Origin of the sequence: Winogradskya consettensis (assembly GCF_018332715.1) — a bacterium.
Lineage (GTDB): Bacteria > Actinomycetota > Actinomycetes > Mycobacteriales > Micromonosporaceae > Actinoplanes > Actinoplanes consettensis.
Window position 1 is genome coordinate 73726 of sequence record NZ_BOQP01000042.1, and the last position, 18679, is coordinate 92404.

At 70.0% G+C, this 18679-nt stretch carries 17 protein-coding genes; 12 read left to right on the forward strand and 5 right to left on the reverse strand.

Translation table 11 applies throughout. The features are described 5' to 3' along the window. Positions 1–88 precede the first annotated feature (88 nt). From Aco04nite_RS34805 to Aco04nite_RS34820, 5 genes are all read left to right on the forward strand, one after another. Entirely contained in the window at positions 89–1450 is a 1362-nt protein-coding gene (locus Aco04nite_RS34805; RefSeq protein ID WP_213001487.1) for an aldehyde dehydrogenase family protein, read from the forward strand. 11 nt (positions 1451–1461) lie between these two features. Beyond that, the gene (locus tag Aco04nite_RS34810) at positions 1462–2226 is read left to right on the forward strand and encodes a 3-oxoacyl-ACP reductase (RefSeq protein WP_213001488.1); all 765 of its coding nucleotides are present in this window, start codon (positions 1462–1464) and stop codon (positions 2224–2226) included. Between the two features lie 724 nt (positions 2227–2950). Next, a complete protein-coding gene (locus Aco04nite_RS49800) occupies positions 2951–3073 on the forward strand; it encodes a hypothetical protein (RefSeq protein WP_280519428.1) in 123 nt (40 codons plus the stop codon). A 774-nt stretch (positions 3074–3847) separates the two neighbouring features. Beyond that, positions 3848–4540, forward strand: a complete 693-nt coding sequence (locus tag Aco04nite_RS34815) for a gamma-glutamyl-gamma-aminobutyrate hydrolase family protein (RefSeq protein WP_213001489.1) — start codon at positions 3848–3850, stop codon at positions 4538–4540. A 26-nt stretch (positions 4541–4566) separates the two neighbouring features. Then, a complete protein-coding gene (locus Aco04nite_RS34820; RefSeq protein ID WP_213001490.1) occupies positions 4567–5298 on the forward strand; it encodes a gamma-glutamyl-gamma-aminobutyrate hydrolase family protein in 732 nt (243 codons plus the stop codon). 15 nt (positions 5299–5313) lie between these two features. Here the strand turns inward: Aco04nite_RS34820 and Aco04nite_RS34825 are convergent, their stop codons facing one another. Further along, a complete protein-coding gene (locus Aco04nite_RS34825; RefSeq protein ID WP_213001491.1) occupies positions 5314–5892 on the reverse strand; it encodes an HD domain-containing protein in 579 nt (192 codons plus the stop codon). A 66-nt stretch (positions 5893–5958) separates the two neighbouring features. Between Aco04nite_RS34825 and Aco04nite_RS34830 the strand changes: the two genes are divergently transcribed. Beyond that, positions 5959–9600: a SpoIIE family protein phosphatase gene (locus Aco04nite_RS34830; protein ID WP_244876504.1), complete on the forward strand. Its 3642-nt coding sequence runs from the start codon at positions 5959–5961 to the stop codon at positions 9598–9600. 32 nt (positions 9601–9632) lie between these two features. Here the strand turns inward: Aco04nite_RS34830 and Aco04nite_RS34835 are convergent, their stop codons facing one another. Beyond that, on the reverse strand, positions 9633–9935 hold the full coding sequence (locus tag Aco04nite_RS34835) for an STAS domain-containing protein (RefSeq protein ID WP_244876505.1): 303 nt from the start codon (positions 9933–9935) through the stop codon (positions 9633–9635). Between the two features lie 89 nt (positions 9936–10024). Here Aco04nite_RS34835 and map point away from each other — a divergent pair, with 89 nt between their 5' ends. Both map and Aco04nite_RS34845 read left to right on the forward strand, forming a co-directional pair. After that, on the forward strand, positions 10025–10882 hold the full coding sequence (gene map / locus Aco04nite_RS34840) for a type I methionyl aminopeptidase (RefSeq protein WP_213001493.1): 858 nt from the start codon (positions 10025–10027) through the stop codon (positions 10880–10882). Next, entirely contained in the window at positions 10879–11571 is a 693-nt protein-coding gene (locus Aco04nite_RS34845) for a VIT1/CCC1 transporter family protein (RefSeq protein WP_213001494.1), read from the forward strand. Before map ends, Aco04nite_RS34845 begins: the two co-directional genes overlap by 4 nt. Before the next feature lie 31 nt (positions 11572–11602). On the opposite strand, the gene Aco04nite_RS34850 is transcribed toward Aco04nite_RS34845, so the two are convergent. Genes Aco04nite_RS34850 through Aco04nite_RS34860 form a run of 3 tightly spaced genes read right to left on the reverse strand, consistent with a single transcriptional unit; the run spans position 11603 to position 13184 of the window. Beyond that, on the reverse strand, positions 11603–12313 hold the full coding sequence (locus Aco04nite_RS34850; protein ID WP_213001495.1) for a nucleotidyltransferase domain-containing protein: 711 nt from the start codon (positions 12311–12313) through the stop codon (positions 11603–11605). Between the two features lie 2 nt (positions 12314–12315). After that, positions 12316–12738 (reverse strand): DUF4439 domain-containing protein, encoded by a 423-nt coding sequence (locus Aco04nite_RS34855; RefSeq protein ID WP_213001496.1) that lies wholly within the window; start codon positions 12736–12738, stop codon positions 12316–12318. Next, positions 12735–13184, reverse strand: a complete 450-nt coding sequence (locus Aco04nite_RS34860; RefSeq protein WP_244876506.1) for a hypothetical protein — start codon at positions 13182–13184, stop codon at positions 12735–12737. Before Aco04nite_RS34860 ends, Aco04nite_RS34855 begins: the two co-directional genes overlap by 4 nt. A gap of 209 nt (positions 13185–13393) precedes the next feature. Between Aco04nite_RS34860 and rimP the strand changes: the two genes are divergently transcribed. The 4 genes from rimP to infB all read left to right on the forward strand — a co-directional run bounded on the left by rimP (position 13394) and on the right by infB (position 18616). Further along, complete coding sequence (gene rimP / locus Aco04nite_RS34865; RefSeq protein WP_213001497.1) at positions 13394–14059, forward strand: ribosome maturation factor RimP; 666 nt, start codon at positions 13394–13396, stop codon at positions 14057–14059. Continuing rightward, positions 14056–15072, forward strand: coding sequence for a transcription termination factor NusA (gene nusA / locus Aco04nite_RS34870; protein WP_203838667.1), 1017 nt, complete (start codon positions 14056–14058; stop codon positions 15070–15072). Before rimP ends, nusA begins: the two co-directional genes overlap by 4 nt. 19 nt (positions 15073–15091) lie before the next feature. Next, on the forward strand, positions 15092–15433 hold the full coding sequence (locus Aco04nite_RS34875; protein WP_213001498.1) for a YlxR family protein: 342 nt from the start codon (positions 15092–15094) through the stop codon (positions 15431–15433). A 111-nt stretch (positions 15434–15544) separates the two neighbouring features. Beyond that, positions 15545–18616 (forward strand): translation initiation factor IF-2, encoded by a 3072-nt coding sequence (infB, locus tag Aco04nite_RS34880; protein WP_213001499.1) that lies wholly within the window; start codon positions 15545–15547, stop codon positions 18614–18616. Positions 18617–18679 lie beyond the last annotated feature (63 nt).

Here is an 18679-nt window from a genome sequence, read left to right on the forward strand (position 1 = left end):
CGGCGACTGCCGGGGCGATGTCGTGGAGCCGGGGCCGGTGGGGGTCGTGGACGGAGTGGGCGTGTGATGATCTTCGAGGAGGTGGGGCGTGGACAGTCTTGACCTGATCAATCCTGCTACTGGGGCGGTGCTGCAGGGCGTACCCATGAATGGGATCGCTGAGGCTGACGCCGCGATTGCGCGAGCGCAGCGGGCCTTTGAGTCGTGGCGGCAGGTGGCGCCGGGGGATCGGGCCCGGTTGTTGCGCCGCTTCGCCGATGTCGTCGACGCTCATGCCGAGGAACTCGCTCAGCTCGAGGTTCGCAACTCGGGGCACACGATCGGAAACGCTCGCTGGGAGGCGGGCAACGTCCGCGACGTGCTCGAGTATTACGCGGCGGCTCCGGAGCGGCTGACCGGTCGGCAGATCCCGGTGGCCGGCGGCATCGACATGACCTTCCACGAGCCACTCGGTGTCGTCGGGATCATCGTGCCGTGGAATTTCCCGATGCCGATCGCCGGATGGGGGTTCGCGCCTGCCCTGGCAGCCGGTAACACGGTCGTGCTCAAGCCTGCTGAGCTGACGCCGCTGACCGCGCTCCGGCTCGCGGAGCTGGCCCTGGAAGCCGGGCTCCCGGAAGGCGTCTTCACCGTCCTGCCGGGGCGCGGGGACGTGGTGGGGCAACGGTTCGTCACGCATCCCGCCGTGCGCAAGGTGTGCTTCACCGGCTCCACCCGGGTCGGGAAATCCATCATGGCAGGCTGTGCCGACCAGGTGAAACGCGTGACTCTCGAACTCGGCGGCAAGAACGCGAACATCGTCTTCGCCGACTCCGATCTCGAGAAAGCCGCGGCGAGCGCCCCCGGTGGCGTCTTCGACAACGCGGGGCAGGACTGCTGCGCGCGGTCGCGGCTCCTGGTCCAGGATTCCGTGTACGACCGGTTCCTCTCGTTGCTCGAGCCCGCAGTCAAGGCGTACCGAGTGGAGGATCCGCGGCTCGACACCGCGGAGATGGGGCCGCTGATCTCCGCCGCGCACCGCGAGAAAGTCGCGTCGTACACCGCCGAAGGCGAGGTGGCCTTCACCGGCACCGCACCCGACGGTGACGGCTGGTGGTTCCCGCCGACGGTGCTGCTCGCGCAGTCGGCGAGCGACCGGCACTGGCGGGAGGAAGTCTTCGGGCCGGTCATCTCCGTGCTGCCGTTCCACGACGAGGCCGAGGCGATCGCGCTGGCCAACGACACCGAGTACGGGCTCTCCGGCTCCATCTGGACCCGGGACCTGGGCCGGGCGCTGCGCGTGTCGCGCGGCGTCGACACCGGCAACCTCAGTGTCAACTCGCACTCATCGGTGCGCTACTGGACGCCGTTCGGCGGCATGAAGCAGTCCGGGTTCGGGCGTGAGCTCGGTCCCGACGCCGTGCTCGGGTTCACCGATGTCAAGAACGTGTTCATCTCGACGGAAAGCTGAGAGGGTCGGCTGTGGAGCGTTTGCAGGATCGCGTTGCCGTCATCACCGGGGCCGGCAGCGGCATCGGACTGGCCACCGCCCGCCGGTTCGCGTCCGAGGGCGCGAAAGTCGTGTGCGTGGACATCTCCGAGGACGCAGGCAAGGCCGCCGCCGACGAGGTCGGCGGCGAATTCGTGGCGTGCGACGTCAGCGACGAGGAGTCGGTGCGCGCTCTTTTCGACGGCGTCGCGGAACGGCACGGAAGGGTCGACATCGCGTTCAACAACGCGGGCATCTCACCACCCGACGACGACTCGATCCTGGTCACCGGAATCGACGCCTGGGAACGGGTCATCCGAGTCAACACCACGAGCGTCTTCTTCTGCTGCAAATACGCGATCCCGCACATGCAGCGCCAGGGCAAGGGCTCGATCATCAACACGGCCTCGTTCGTGGCACTGCTCGGCGCGGCAACCTCGCAGATCGCCTACACGGCCAGCAAGGGCGGAGTACTCGCGATGACCCGTGAGCTGGGCGTCCAGTTCGCCCGCGAAGGAATCCGGATCAACGCACTCTGCCCCGGACCGGTCGCCACACCCCTGCTGATGGAGCTCTTCGCCAGCGACCCGGAACGCGCCGCCCGCCGCCTCGTGCACGTCCCGATGGGCCGGTTCGCGGAACCCGACGAGATCGCCGCCGCGGTGGCCTTCCTCGCCAGCGACGACGCCTCCTTCATGACGGCCTCGCAATTCGTGGTCGACGGCGGAATCACGGGCGCCTATGTGACGCCTCTCTGAGTCCGATGTGGGCCCGCCCCGGCATCCATCCTGAGCGGGAGCGGTAGGAACTTCGGGCTTCCTTGTTTAGAGCGTTCAAACGGCGGGCACCGGATCTGCACGCTCCCTTACCGGGGAGTGCAGGGGTCGAATCCCCGCCGGTGCACGCTTTGATCGCTGTGCCGGTGGGTCGGACGGGCCCGGGCGCGGCGTCAGCCCAGCGAGGCGGCGCCGCGCGCCCGTGCCCGGCCCACTTCCTGTCCGGCCCACTCCCTGTCCGGCCTGGGGCGTGGCGCGTTGGGCCTGGTTGACTCCGTGTCCGGCCTGGGGCGTGGCGCGTTGGGCCTGGTTGACTCCGTGTCCGGCCTGGGGCGTGGCGCGTTGGGCCTGGTTGACTCCGTGTCCGGCCTGGGGCGTGGCGCGTTGGGCCTGGTTGACTCCGTGTCCGGCCCGGAGCGTCGCGCGTTGGGCCCGGCTGGATCGCTATCTGGCCTTGGGCGTCGCGCGTTGGGGCGGCCAGCTTTATATCCGGCGGACTCGGGGTCGCGGGTCGTGCCTGGCTGGAGGTGACCGGCTGGGTCGGATCGGGGCGGCGGGGATCGTCGGACCGCGATTCGGCGCTTGCTACGGCTACGGGCGGGGCTGGTCTGGGTGGGTTGCGGCAGGGGCCGGTTTGGGTGGGTCGCGGGCAGGGGCCGGTCTCGGTGGGCTGGTCTGTGGGCTGGCCCTCGATGACTGTCGCCGGATGACCGGGCGGGACCTGACCGACGACAGCGGCGCCGACGCGATCATCGACTTCTGCTTGTACTCGGCAAGCGCGATTGTCACGCTTTGTCACCCCAGTCAGAACATGCATGTCATGCGCTGAACGATGATTACTCGTGCTTGACAGTCGGCACCACCGCAAGTTGCGGCTTGCAGAGCTTCGGCGCAATATTCGGCGGGATTTTCGCTTGGGTGGATCGTCGATGATCAGGTCATCAGGCGGAAGTCACGGGGTGTCACTTAGCAGGTTGCGCTGAGGCTCGGAAGGTCGGGTCATCTGCCGCGGATGACTCACGGCGCGCAGGGGCCTGGGCGGCGTGTGTCCGGCTCGGGCCGGCACCCGGCCCAGGGGTCGCGATTGTGCGTCGGCCGATCATGCGGTTGCGTTAGCTGCCATTTGTTGGTCTCGTCAGGTGACTGTGCGTTTGTGCCGGCCTGGTTCGTGGTCGCAGCCGCACAGCTACCTGACCCGTGGTCGAAGCCGCAGGACGCTCCGCTGTTCGGCCAGGTCGGGTGGCAGCGTGATCGTGCTGGGTGCTTTTCGGTTCGGCCGCGCGCCGGTAGGGCCGGAGCGGCGCCGGCAGCCCGGGGAGGGACGCTCAAGCCGTGCGGGCAGCCCGATGAGGGACGCTCAAGCCGTGCTGGCAGCCCGGGGAGGGACGCTCAAGCCGCGCCGGCAGCCCGGGGAGGAACGCGGGCCGCGACGGTACCCCGATGAGGGACACCTGAGCGGCGCCGGCAGCCCGGTAAGGAACGCGCAAGTGGCGCCGGTACCCCGCCGATGAGGGACGCCTGAGTCGCGCCGGCGTGGGGCAGGTTGGGGCCTCGGGGGTGGGATGTGGGTTGATCTCGGGGCTGGGTTGATTAGGTTGGGGTGATGCGTCCTGTCATTGGCATCACTACCTATGTGGAGTCTGCGACGTGGGGGGTCTGGACGGACCTGCCGACGGCTCTGATTCCTCAGGATTATGTTGCGGCGGTGAATGCGGCTGGAGGGCGGGCGGTGCTGCTTCCGCCGGATGATCTGGATGCGGATGTGGTGGGCGTACTCGACGGGTTGGTGCTTTCCGGGGGTGCGGATGTCGGGCCTGAGCTTTACGGGGCGCAGGCTGGGCCGCGGACGGTGACCAGGCCGGAGCGCGATTCTGGGGAGTTGATGCTCGCGCGTGCGGCGCTTGCGGGGGACCTGCCCGTTCTTGGGGTCTGCCGGGGGATCCAGTTGCTCGCCGTTGCTGCCGGGGGTGCCCTTCACCAGCATCTTCCCGATGTTCTGGGGCATGAGCGGCATCAGCCGGCGCCGGCGACGTACGGTCGGCAGGAGGTGACTTTTGTGGCGGGGAGTCGGCTTTCCGGGCTGATGGGGGATGACCGGGGTGTGCATTGTTACCACCATCAGGGTGTGGCTGATGCCGGTTCTCTGACCGTTGCTGCTCGGGCGGGGGATGGGCTCATCGAAGCGGTGGAAGACCCTGGGAAGAGGTTTGTGCTTGGTGTGCAGTGGCACCCTGAGGTTGTCAGGGACAAACGTATTTTCGGCGCGTTCGTGGAAGCGGCGAGCGGGCGCCGGTAAGGCGCGAAGGGGAGGATGGCACCGCAATGCGCAGGCCATTGATTGGATTGACCTCGTACGCCCAGAATGTCCAGTATGGCGGCACCGATCTCCTGGCGGGGATGTTGCCGATGTCCTACGTCAAGGCAGTTCATGCCACGGGTGGGCGTGCGGTGCTGATCACGCCTGACGATCCGGGCACCGACGTGCTGGAGTCGCTGGACGGTATCGTTTTCTGTGGTGGCGGGGACGTCGATCCAGCGCTGTACGGTGCCGAGCAGCATCCGGCGACGGAGGCTGACAACGTGCGGGACACGTCCGAGCTGATGTTGATGCGGGCGGCGCTGGATTCCGGGTTGCCGTTGCTCGGGGTGTGCCGGGGTATGCAGGTGATGGCGGTGGCCACGGGCGGTTCCCTGCACCAGCATCTTCCCGACCTGGTCGGTCATGAACGGCACCGGGCGGCTCCGGGCACCGACCCGCTGGCCGCGGATGCGTCCTCTTTCGGGCGACACGATGTGGTGGTCCGGGAGGGTTCGGCGGCGTTCTCGCTGCTGGGCGAGCGGCTCACCGTCAACTCGTTCCATCATCAGGCTATCGATGATCCGGGCAAGTTCACGATCACCGGGTGGTGTCCCGACGACCGGATCGTGGAGATCATCGAGGGCACCGGGCCGGCTTTCCAGCTCGGCGTTCAGTGGCACCCCGAACGCACCGGCGACCTGCGTGCTTTTTCGGCTCTGACCGAGGCTGCCGCGCGTACAAAAATGGCGGTCTGAGCGACCGAAGGCGGTCTAGGAGACCGGGAAGGCCGACTGGAAGGCCAACCGTGTGTCGGCACCGGCCGCCACGTCCTGAATCAGGTCGTCGAGGATCATGAACGCCTCCCACGGCGCCGCGCCGAGCTGCGAACCCACGCGTTCCTCCAGCTCAGGGACCCGGGCGCCTTTCCAGACCTGGTCGGCAAGGCTGACCAGCAGATCCTCGAGATCCACGCCGGTGCTGTCCGGATGCCACGAGGATCCGTGCGTGCCGGCGAAGCGTGCGAGGTGCCACGGCACACCGTACGAGAGGAGCAGCTCCCGCCCGGCGTCCTCGTGCAGATGACCGGGCTGCGAGAGCTCGGAACTGTGGATCGTCTTGCCGATGTCGTGGGTGGCCGCGCCGAACAGCACCGACGTCGTGTCGAATTCCAGGTCGGGGCGGCCGCGCCCGAGCCGGTCGGTCAGCGTCCACGCGACGTCGTGGACGGCCCGCAGATGGGCGGCCAGCCGCGGCTGGGCGTTCGTGATCAGGAGCAACTCGGCCGCCGCAGCGGGCAGCGGCCGCAGGGACGATTCGGTCAGGGCGCGGTCCAGGGCCGAGGTTGTCACGCGCGCAACGATAGCTACGGTTACCGTGCAGGTTCTGTTGCGGACAGTTGACGGTGCGGAGGATGGATGGCCAGCGCCCTGCCGGTTGGTGTGCAGCTCCGGGCGGCGTTCGAGCGGGGTGGCGAGATGGGCCGCCGGATGCTCGGGCTGGACTGGGCGGCGACCCCGTTGGGGGTGCCCGCGTCCTGGCCGGCTGAGCTTGCCAATGCTGTGGCGCGGATGCTGGCGTCCAAGGCCCCGATCGTCATTTTCTGGGGACCTGAATACTGCGGGCTCTACAACGACGCGTACATCCCCGCGATGGGTAGTAAACATCCCGATCATCTCGGCCGTCCGGGCCGGGAGATGTGGTCGGAGGCGTGGAATGTGCTGCAGGCTCTGTTCGACGGAGTTGTGACGGCGGACGAGGCTTTCTGGGCCTCCGATCACCCGTTCATGCTGGAACGGCACGGTTTTCTCGAAGAGACCTATTTCGACGTCTCGTACGACCCGATCCGGCGTGCGGACGGCACCGTCGGCGGCGTTTTCTGCATTGTCAGCGACACCACGCAGCGGGTGCTCGGTGGCCGCCGGGTGCGGGCGCTCAGCCGGCTCGGGTCCGGGCTGGCGGATGCGCCCGATCAGGCCGCGCTCGGTGCGCGGGCCACCCGGATTCTCGGGGAGAACGACGCGGATGTGCCGTTCGCGGCGCTCTATCTGGATGATCCCGGCGCCGGGGGACTGACGTTGTCCGGTGCCTACGGGGTGCCGCCTGCCGCGATCTGGCCACTGCGGGGTGCGGCGCTGCAGGCGGTGGAGACCGCGATCAAGACCGACAAGACCGGCACCGTACGCGTGAGCGACGCGGCACATCCCCCGCCGGCGACCGCCGCTGACCAGGCACTCGTGCTCCCCGTCGGCATCGGCACCAGCAACATCGGCGCGCTGGTCGTCGGGGTGAGCCGCTTCCTGGCGATGGACGACGGCTACCAAGACTTCCTGCTGCTGGCCACGGCGCAGATCTCGCGGGTGGTGGCGAACCTGCGGGCGTACGAGCAGGAGCGCCGGCGTGCCGCGGAGCTGGCGGCGCTCGACGCTGCCAAGACCGGTTTCTTCTCGAACGTCAGTCACGAGTTCCGGACCCCGCTGACCTTGATCCTGGGTCCGCTGGAGGATCTGCTCGCGATGCCCGGCCTCGACGCCGGGCAGCGTGAGCGGCTGGAGCCGATGCGCCGCAACGGTCAGCGCCTGTTGAAGCTCGTCAACACCGTGCTGGATTTCTCCCGGCTCGAGTCCGGGCGGATGCGGGCCGCCTATCAGCCGACCGATCTGGCCGACTACACCGCGCGGCTGGCCAGCGCCTTCCGTGCCACCGCCGAGCGGGCCGGGTTGACGCTCGACGTACGGTGCCCGCCGCTGTCGGCGCCCGTGCACGTCGACCGCGAGATGTGGGAGAAGATCGTCTTCAATCTCCTCTCGAACGCGGTGAAGTTTACCCGCTCCGGAGGGATCACGGTCCGGCTGAGCGAGCGGGACGGGTCCGCGTGGCTCGAGGTCGCGGACACCGGCGTCGGGGTGAGCGCGGGCGATCAGGCGTTGCTCTTCGACCGTTTCCACCGGGTCACCGGTGCCTGGTCCCGCAGTCATGAGGGTACGGGCATCGGCCTCGCCCTGGTCCGTGAGCTGGCCGAGCTGCATGCCGGCACGGCGTCCGCGCAGAGCGAGCCGGGGGTGGGCAGCACGTTCCGGGTCAGCGTCCCGCTCGGCGCGGCACATCTGCCGGCCGATCGGATCGTCGAGCGGCCGGGCGCCGTCGCCCCCGACGATCATGGCCGGCTCTATGTCGAGGAGGCGCACTGGTGGTCGGGGGAGTCCGTTCCCGAGCCTCCGGCGCCGGCGGTCCCCGGTGCGGTGCAGGACGCGCGTCGCGGGCGGGTGCTCGTCGCCGACGACAACGCCGATCTGCGTGACCACGTGGTGCGGCTGCTCCAGCCGTACTGGGACGTCACGGCGGTCAACGACGGGCGGGAGGCGCTCACGCTGGCCCGCGAGGAGCAGTTCGACCTGGTCCTGACCGATGTCATGATGCCGCGGCTGGACGGGTTCGCGCTGATCAAGGCGTTGCGGGCCGATGAGCGTACGCGTGACCTCCCGATCCTCGTCCTCTCCGCCCGCGCGGGTGAGGAGTCCTCGGTCGAGGGCCTCGACGCCGGTGCCGACGACTACCTGGTCAAGCCGTTCTCGGCGCGGGACCTGACCGCGCGGGTCCGCGCCAACCTGGAGCTGGGGCTGCTCCGGCGCCAGATCATCAGCCGCCTGCGTGGCCTGGTCGACGCGGCCGCGGCGGTCAACACCGTCCGGACCACGGCCGAGGTGCTCGACGTCGCGGCACGGCACGTGCGGGCGATGACCTCCGCCGGCCGGGTCGTGGTGACCGCGCCGGGGGCCCGCGCCGAAGTGGACGGTGGCGCGCCCGACGCGGCCACGCCCGACACGGTGCTGGCGCTGCCCGACACCTCCGGTGCGACGCTCGGTGAGCTCAGCGTCTGGTCCGGCGAGGACGGACCGGCCGAACCGGTGCTGCTCACCCAGCTGGCCCGGCTGATCGGGCTGCGGCTGGAGAACGCCCGGCTCTACGAGGCCGAGCACCGGATCGCCAGCACGCTGCAGCACAGCCTCCTGCCGCAGTCGCTGCCGCGGGTCCCGGGCGCGATCGTGGCCAGTCGCTATCTGCCGGGCAGCACCGAGGCCGAGGTGGGCGGTGACTGGTACGACGTCATCCTCGCGCCGGGCGATCAGCTGTTCCTGGTCATCGGGGATGTCGTGGGCAAGGGGGTGCAGGCCGCGGCGATGATGGGGCAGCTGCGCAATGCGCTCCGGGCGTACATCCTCGAGGGTTTCGACTGTGGTGAGGCCCTGAGCCGCCTCAACCGGCTGGTGGACAACCTGGGCCGGCGGCAGTTCGCCACGGTCGTCTGCGTGCGCTTCGATCCGCGTACGCAGGAATTGCACTACTCCTCCGCCGGGCACCCGTCACCGGTGGTCGCGACGCCGGGTGAGGAGGGGGTGTTTCTCTACACCGCCGCGCTCGGTCCGCCCATCGGAGCGCTGGGCAGCTCGCACTACCCGACCAGACAGGCCACGCTCGCGCCGGGGCAAAGACTGTTGCTCTACACCGATGGCTTGGTGGAGGATCGGCGCCAAGGCATTGATACCGGACTCGCCGAGGTCCGTGCCGATCTCGCCAAGCCCGCCGACCATGTCGAGGATCTCTTGGACAACCTGCTGGCGAAGGCCGCCGCGCGCCCCCGCCGCGACGACATCGCGCTGCTGGCCGTGCAGGCCACCGAGCCGCGTGAGTTCGTGCTGCGGCTGCCCGCCGATCCGACCCGGCTCAGTGTGCTGCGCAAGCGGCTGGAGGATTTCCTCACCGCCAACGACGTGTCGGAGAACGACATCTTCGACCTGACGGTGGCGGTGTCGGAGGCGGCGGCGAACGCGATCGAGCACCCGATCGAGCCGGCCGAGCCGATGATCACGGTGGAGGTGTCTCTCGTCGACGACGCCGTGGTGGCGACGGTGCGTGACACCGGCAGCTGGCGACCGGCGACCGGGCCCGGCTTCCGCGGTCGTGGCCTGGCGTTGATCGGCGCGTTGTCGGAGCTTTCGGTGGTTCGTTCGGAGAGCGGCACCTCGGTGACGCTCAGACGGCCGGTCAACCGTTCGTGAGCATGGTCGCCCGGGCCGGGAGACCGGCCCGGTCAACCGTTCGTGAGCCAGGGTTGATCGCTGAGGCCTGAGATGTCGAGCACACGATGGACCTGGGGTGAGGGCAGCACCCGCAGCGCGTCCGGGTAACGCTCCGCCAGCCGGACCAGGGCGTGGATCGCGGCCGAGTCGAAGAACGTGACTCCACGCAGATCGAGGACCGCGGCGGTGGCATCCTGGCCGGTCACAGCCTCGACCATGGAGTGGGCCGTCGACATGTCGACCTCTCCGGTCACCACGGCGGTGACGAGGTCGCCGGCCACCGAGGTGGTGACCGAGAAGAAGTCTTGATCCACGCTGACACGATTACACAGGGGCATCGGGGCGGCAACATCCGATACCGGACCCTCGGTGCCGCGCGTGGAGGCGGCGATAGTCTGGGGACATGACCGTTCGTGCCCCGCTGACCCCGGGAAAGCTCTCGCCATGGCGGGCGGTGCCGCCGCAGATCGCCCGTCCCGAGTATGTCGGCAAGAAGCGCCCGAAAGAGTGGCGCGGCTCGCACGTGCAGACGGCGGAGACGATCGAGAAGATGCGGGTCGCCGGTCGGCTGGCGGCTCAGGCCACGCAGCTCGCGGGTGAGCACTGCAAGCCCGGTGTGACCACCGACGAGATCGACCGGGTGGTGCACGAGTTCCTCGTCGATCACGGCGCCTATCCGTCGACGCTGGGTTACAAGGGTTTCCCCAAGTCGTCGTGCACCTCGCTCAACGAGGTCATCTGTCACGGCATCCCCGACACGACGGTGCTCGAGGACGGCGACATCATCAACGTCGACGTGACCGCGTTCAAGGACGGCGTGCACGGCGACACCGACGCCACGTTCCTGGTTGGCGATGTCAGCGACGAGGCACGCCTGCTGGTGGAGCGCACCCACGAGGCGATGATGCGCGGCATCCGGGCCGTGGCTCCCGGCCGGCAGATCAACGCGATCGGCCGGGTCATCGAGGCCTACGCGCGCCGCTTCGGCTACGGCGTGGTCCGCGACTTCACCGGGCACGGCATCGGGGAGACCTTCCACAGCGGCCTCTACATCCCGCACTACGACAACCCGCGGCTCGACGCGGTGATGGAGGTCGGCATGACCTTCACCATCGAGCCGATGATCACCCTCGGGACCTACGAGTACGAGATGTGGGACGACGGCTGGACCGTGGTCACCAAGGACCGCCGGTGGACGGCCCAGTTCGAGCACACCCTCGTGGTCACCGAGGACGGGTTCGAGATCCTGACGCTGCCGTGACGATCTCCGCCGTCGCGCCGCACCACCACGCGGATGTCTCGGGCGGCTGGCTGCGCGCTGCGACGTTCGGGGCGATGGATGGCCTGGTCACCAACATCGCCCTGATCGCCGGGGTCGGCGGTGGCGGGGTCAGCCGGCCCACGCTGATCCTCACCGGCGTGGCCGGGCTGGTCGCGGGCGCCATCTCGATGGGGCTCGGCGAGTACACCAGCGTGCGCACCCAGAACGACCAGGTGGCGGCCGAGCTCGACAAGGAGCTGCACGAGCTGCGGGTCAACCCGGAGGGTGAGGCCGCCGAGCTCGTCGAGATGTGGACCGCCCGCGGGCTCCCCGCTGACCTGGCCCGTCAGGTGGCGGACGTGCTCAAGGACAACCCGGAGCAGGCGCTGCGCGTGCATGCCCAGGAGGAGCTCGGCGTCGTCCCGGACGAGTTGCCGAGCCCGTGGACGGCGGCGTTCTCGTCGTTCGTCTGCTTCTCGATCGGTGCGGTGGTCCCGCTGCTCACCTATCTGCTCGGCTTCGACTCGCTGTGGCTGGCGCTGGCAGTCGGCGGGGCCGGGCTGTTCACCGCCGGGGTGCTCGTCGCGCGGTTCACCCGGCAGAACTGGTGGCGCAGCGGCTCACGGCAACTCCTGCTCGGCGCGGCCGCCGCGGCGGCGACGTACCTGATCGGGCTGCTGTTCAAATAGCGCACTGAGCGCGTCCGATCTGATCGGGTTGCTATTCGAACAGGGCGCTGAGCGGGCCGTCCACGGGCCTGCCCCGGGCCGCGAGCTCGTCCGCCTGTGCCCTGAGTGTCGCGCCGAGCTCGGTCATGTCCGCGCCGGCCAGCCCGCTGCGCCGGACAGCGTCGGCCTGGTTGCGGAAATGGGTGCGGCCGAGCAGACCCGCGACCATCGCGGTGTGCAGGCGCGCCTCGGCCATCAGCACCATCGCGGTGTCGGTCTCGTACCACTCGGCCAGTCGTTCGGCGCGGGCGTGCGCGGCCGACGCGACGCACCAGTTGCTCCGGGCGGGTGTGCTGAACTCGGCGGGCCGGGCCGACGCGAGCTTGGCCAGGTGCGCCTCGCGCAGGTCGGCGAACCAGCCCCGCGGGTCGTAGAGGTCACGGGTGGTCAGCCAGCTGTCCGCCTCGAGCGGCCAGCGCGGGGTGATCTCCGCGGCTCGCCGCAGCACCTCGTCCCCGGTGACGACGACCAGGTCGGCCAGGATCCCGTCGACCCGCCGCCGGGTGGCGCGCGGCCCGGCGCCCGCCCGGTAGGTCACGACGACGAGGTTGACGTCGCTGCTGGTGGTGTCGTCCCCGTGGGCCAGCGAGCCGTTGACCCCGACCGCCCGGACCTCGGCGGACCAGCGTTTGAGGATGACGTCGCGCAGCCGCACGGCCAGGTGCCAGCGAGGGTTGGCCAGATCGATCTCGTCCGGTGGCATGGTCAGGGTCTCCCCGGCCAGGCCAGGGTCGCCGGGCTGACCTTGCCGAGCCGCCGCCAGCGCGCCGCCCGGACCGCGGCATCGGTCAGCGCGCTCAACGCCGTCGCACGCTCACCGTCCTGCGTCACCGGGAGCACGGCCCGCCAGGCCTGCGCCACGCCGTCCTCGACCTGGATCGCAAGCTTGAGGGCGGTGTCACGGTCGGTGATCTCGAACGGCAGCTCGTACCCGGCGGGGGCGGGGGCGGTGCTCGCCTTCAGTGCGGCGAGGGTCAGGACCAGGGCGTCACGCCGGTCACGGTGGATCGCTTCGGACGACCGCGCCTCGGTCAGGTCACCCTTGGTGGTCAGTTTCACGCCCAATATTCCGTACGCGTAGATGGCCGCTTCTTCCGCCGCCAGCGCAGCCGCGATCTCGCCGCTCATCGCAGCGCCTCCGCATGGGCGGCCCGAGCCGCGGCGATCGATCCGACCAGCGCGGCACGCTCGCCCGGCGCGGCCTTGCAGGCCGCCGTAGCGGTCTTCAGCGCGGACTGCTCGGCCTTGCGCAGCTCGGCGAGCGCGTCGGTGCCCGACTCGGTCGGCGGGCCCGACGCACCGCCCGACGGCAGCGTCGCACCGATGAGCTTTGCCAGCTCGGTCGCGTGAGCCCGGTGGTCCAGCGCCATCGGCGACAGGCGCGCGGCGAGATCGGGGGAGGCCACGACGGCTCGTTCGTAGGCGGCCGCCAGGGTGAGCGCCTCGTCCAGCACGGGCTGCAGCGCGTCCGGTGGCGGGGCCGGCTCGGGGTCGGAACCGAACAGCCCGCAGCCGGTGAGAGCGGCGAGACCGGCGCTGCCCGCGACCGCGCCGAGAACCTGACGTCTTCTCACGTGGCAATCCAACACCATCACGAGCGAACCGGGCTCGCTGACCTGCGCGTGGCGTCGATTCGGTGCGGCGCTAACCGGTCACCTGGCGTGGCGCGTTACGCTCTGCGTCAGCTGCCGGGGATTTGGCCCCGGTGGCGTGCCGGTGTTGCCGGTGATAGACCGGCGGGCGGTTCACTACCCGCCGTACTCAAGCAGAAGGGTTGGGCCCGATGACGCAGCGTGGTCGCGCCGGTGCCCGGCCGACGAATCGCCGCTCCGGTGGTGGGCGAGGCAATCAGGCCGCTCCCGAGACTCAGGCGCCCACGGCGCCACGGATCGATCTGGTGGCCGCCCGTGCGCGGGTCCGTGCCGTGATCGAGCCGGTCATCGCCACCGCGGGATACGACCTCGAAGAGGTCAATCTTTCGCGGGCGGGCCGCCGGCACGTGGTGCGGGTGCTCGTCGATGCCGACGGGGGCATCAGCCTCGACGACGTCGCGGTGGTGTCCCGGGAGATCTCGAACGCGCTCGACGCGGCCGAGGAGGCCGGCGGCGAGGTGCTCGCCGGTGAATACCAGCTCGAGGTGGGATCGCCCGGTATCGACCGGCCGCTGACCCTGCCCCGGCACTGGCGGCGCAACGTGAGCCGCCTGGTCACGGTCACCGTGGCGGGCAAGTCGGTGACCGGCCGGGTCACCTCCGCCGACGACAACGGCATCGTGCTGGACGGCGACCGGCCGGTGGCGTTCGCGGACCTCGGTCCCGGCAAGGTGCAGATCGAGTTCAAACGACTCGACGAGGCCGTCTTCCCGGACGACGAGGACGACGAAGACGACGACGATCTTGAAGATGACGACGACGAAGATGACGAGAATGGGGAGGGCGAGGACAAGTGAACATCGACCTCGCGGCGCTGCGCGCCCTGGAGCGCGAGCGGGAGATCCCGTTCGAGACGATCCTCGCGGCGATCGAGACAGCACTACTGACCGCCTACCGGCACACGGACGGATCCGAGTCCCACGCCCGGGTGGAGATCGACCGCAAGAACGGCGCGGCACAGGTTTTCGCGCAGGAGCTCGACGACGAGGGCACGCTGGTCCGGGAGTGGGACGACACCCCGCACGACTTCGGCCGCATCGCCGCCATGACCGCCAAGCAGGTCATCCTGCAGCGGCTGCGGGAGGCGACGGACGAGGCCCACTTCGGTGAGTACGCAGGCCGCGACGGTGACCTGATCACCGGCATCGTGCAGGCGGACGCCGCGCGGGCCGAGAAGGGCATCGTCACCGTCGACCTGGGCAAGATCGAGGCGGTGCTGCCGCAGTCCGAGCAGGTGCCCGGCGAGGCGTACGACCACGGGTCGCGGATCCGCGCGATCGTGGTGCACGTCGCCAAGGGGTTCCGCGGGCCGCAGATCACTCTTTCGCGCTCGCACCCGGCGCTGGTGAAGAAGCTCTTCGCGCTCGAGGTGCCCGAGATCGCCGACGGCACGGTCGAGATCGCGGCGATCGCACGTGAGGCTGGTCACCGTACGAAGATCGCGGTGCACTCCAAGGTCCCCGGTGTGAACGCCAAGGGCGCCTGCATCGGCCCGATGGGTCAGCGGGTCCGCGCCGTGATGAGCGAGCTGCACGGCGAGAAGATCGACATCATCGACTACTCCGAGGACCCGGCGCAGTTCGTCGGAAACGCGCTCTCACCTGCGAAAGCACTGCGGGTGGAGGTCGTTGACGCGGCCACCCGGACCGCTCGGGTCACCGTCCCGGATTTCCAGCTCTCGCTGGCCATCGGGCGCGAGGGCCAGAACGCTCGGCTCGCCGCCCGGCTGACCGGCTGGCGCATCGACATCCGGCCCGACAACGAGCCGGCGCCGGCCGCGGAGCGGGATGCCGCCGAGACCGGAAGCTGACCGGATACGCGGGACCGACATGCGAGGAGTAGACTTTTCATCGGCTGGCCCGGTGCGAACCTGCATCGGTTGTCGCTTACGCGCGCCGGCCACGGAGTTACTGCGGTTCATCGCGGTCGAAGCAGGAGACATTTTCCAGCTTCAGCCCGATCCGGACCGTCGATTGCCGGGTCGGGGAGCACACGTGCACTCCGAGCCGGCCTGCTTTGCGCAAGCGGAGCGGCGACGCGCCTTCGGGCGCGCGTTGCGTCTCACCGGTGTTGCTGACACCGGCTTGCTTGCCGAGCACATCCGCGCGGTCATGCCGCGTGGAACGACCGATGACGAGGCGTTGGCGCCTCGTCACGACCCAGCAAGGTAGGACGACCGCAATGAGCACACGATGAAGTCCCTGAAATGACCAGGCTTCTAGTGCACGAGTGAGGTCGCTGCGGGTGCTTGCTGCTCGCACGACCTCAAAGTGAGGAGTGCAGTGCCAGGCAAGGCCCGCGTACACGAGCTCGCAAAGGAGCTCGGGGTCGACAGCAAGACCGTTCTCGCCAAGCTCAAGGAGATGGGCGAGTTCGTCAAATCCGCATCCAGCACGGTTGAGGCCCCTGTGGCCCGGCGTTTGCGTGGAGCCCTCGACGCGGACAGCAGCGCTCCGGCGCCCGCTGCTCCGGCGGCGAGTTCCCCCGCGCCCAGCGCCCCCCGTGCCAACCCGATGACCGCGCGGCCTCAGCCGCCGCGGCCAGCGCCGGTCCCGGGAGCGCCCAGTGCGCCCGCGGCCCCGGCACCCGCTCCGGGCGCCACCGTGCGGCCCGGTCCCAAGCCGCCGGTTCCCGGCCGTCCCGGTCCCAGGCCGGGCCCGGTCGCCAAGCCGGCGAGCGCTCACGACATCGAGGTCGCGGCCGCCGAGGCTCGTGCCTCGGCCCTCAAGGCCGAGCAGGAAGCCGCGGTCAAGGCAGCTCAGGCTGCCCGCACCCGCGACGCCGAGCGCCGGGCGCAGCTGCCCCCGGCCGACCCCACTACCCGTCCGCGTCCGGCAGGTCCGGGTCCCGGTTCGGTTCCGCCGCGTCCGGGTTCCCCGGCCGCGACGCGTCCCGCTCCCGGTGCGCCCGCTCCCGGTGGCCGTCCGGCTCCCGGTGGTGGCGCTCCGCGTCCGCCGGCCCGTGGTCCGGGTAACAACCCGTTCGGCGTCTCCGGCGGTGCCGGTGGTGGCCGTCCCTCTCCCGCGTCCATGCCGCGGCCCAACCAGCCCGGCATGCCGCCGCGGCCGAGTCCTGCCTCCATGCCGCCGCGGCCCAGCCCGGCGTCCATGCCGTCGCAGCGCCCCGGTCGTCCGGCAGGTCCGGGTGGCGGCGGTCGTCCCGGCGGTCCCGGTGGCGGCGGCGGTCGTCCCGGCGGTCCCGGTGGCGGCGGCGGCTTCCGTCCCGGTGGCGGCGCAGGTGCCGGTGCCGGTGGCGGCGGTTACCGCGGCGGCGCTGGTGGCGGCGGCGGTGGCGGTGGCTACCGCGGCGGTCCCGGTGGCGGCGGTGGCGCTGGTGCCGGTGGCGGTTTCCGTCCCGGTGGCGGTGGCCCGGTCGGCGGCGCTCCCGGACGTCCGGGTGGCGGCGGTCGTGGCCGTGGCGGCGGTGCAGCGGGTGCCTTCGGGCGTCCCGGTGGCCGGCCGACACGCGGTCGCAAGTCGAAGAAGCAGCGGCGTCAAGAGTTCGACAACCTGTCGGCTCCGCAGATGAGCTCGGGTGCTCCGCGCGGTTCGGGTCAGGAGATCCGGCTGTCGCGTGGCGCCTCGCTGTCCGACTTCGCCGACAAGATCAACGCGAACCCCGGTTCGCTGGTCCAGGAGATGTTCAACCTGGGCGAGATGGTGACGGCTACCCAGTCGTGCTCCGACGAGACGCTGCTGCTGCTCGGCGAGCACCTGGGCTTCGACGTCCAGATCGTCAGCCCCGAGGACGAGGACCGTGAGCTGCTCGCGCAGTTCAACATCGACCTCGATGCCGCTGTGGCCGAGGATCGCCTCGTCGTCCGTCCGCCGGTCGTGACCGTCATGGGTCACGTCGACCACGGTAAGACGAAGCTGCTCGACGCGATCCGCAAGACCAACGTGGTCGCCGGCGAGGCGGGTGGCATCACCCAGCACATCGGTGCCTACCAGGTCGGCTTCGAGCACAACGGCGTCGAGCGGGCCATCACGTTCCTGGACACCCCGGGCCACGAGGCGTTCACCGCCATGCGTGCCCGTGGCGCCCAGGCGACGGACATCGTGATCCTGGTGGTCGCGGCCGACGACGGCGTCATGCCGCAGACGGTCGAGGCCCTCAACCACGCGAAGGCCGCCGAGGTCCCGATCGTGGTCGCGGTCAACAAGATCGACAAGCCGGGTGCGAACCCCGACAAGGTGCGCCAGCAGCTCACCGACTACGGCCTGCTCGCCGAGGAGTACGGCGGCGACACGATGTTCGTCAACGTCGCTGCCAAGCCTGGCATCGGCATCGACGAGCTGCTCGAAGCGGTTCTGCTGACCGCCGACGCGTCGCTGGAGCTCACGGCTCCGATCGACGGCCCCGCACAGGGTGTCGTGGTCGAGTCGCACCTCGACAAGGGCCGCGGTGCGGTCGCCACCGTCCTGGTGCACAAGGGCACGCTGCGGGCCGGCGACTCGATCGTGGCGGGTGGCGCGCACGGTCGCGTCCGGGCCATGCTCGACGAGAACGGCAACACCGTGGCCGAGGCCGAGCCGGCTCGTCCGGTCCTGGTCCTGGGTCTCACCTCGGTTCCCGGCGCGGGCGACACGTTCCTCGCCGCCGAGGACGACCGCACGGTGCGGCAGATCGCCGAGCAGCGGCAGGCACGCCGCCGCGCGGCGAGCTTCGCCAACTCGCGTGGCCGGGCCACTCTCGAGACGCTCATGGAGCAGCTCAAGGAGGGCGAGAAGACCTCGCTCACCCTGCTCATCAAGGGTGACTCCTCCGGTTCGGTGGAGGCTCTCGAGGACGCGCTCTTCAAGATCGAGATTCCGGACGAGATCCAGCTCAAGGTCATCCACCGCGGTGTCGGTGCGATCACCGAGAGCGACGTCAACCTGGCCTCGGCGTCGTCGGACCAGACGGCGACGATCATCGGGTTCAACGTCCGGGCCTCGAACAAGGTCAAGGAGCTCGCCGACCGCGCCGGCGTGGAGATCCGCTACTACAGCGTGATCTACCAGGCCATCGAGGAGATCGAGGCGGCGCTCAAGGGCCTGCTCAAGCCGGAGTACGAAGAGGTCGAGCAGGGCACGGCGGAGATCCGCGAGGTCTTCCGCTCGTCCAAGATCGGTCTCATCGCCGGTACGATCGTCCGGTCGGGTCTCATCAAGCGCAACGCCAAGGCTCGCGTTCTGCGCGACGGCGTCGTGGTTGGCGAGAACGTCACGATCAACTCGCTGCGCCGGTTCAAGGACGACGCCACGGAGGTCCGCGAGGGCTTCGAGTGTGGTGTGACGTTCTCGGGCTTCGGCACGCCGCAGATCGGCGACATCTTCGAGACCTTCGAGATGCGCGAGAAGCCGCGGGCGTAACGCCCAGCAAGTAACGCCCAGCAAGGCAGTGCGGCCCCCGGTGCGAAAGCACCGGGGGCCGTT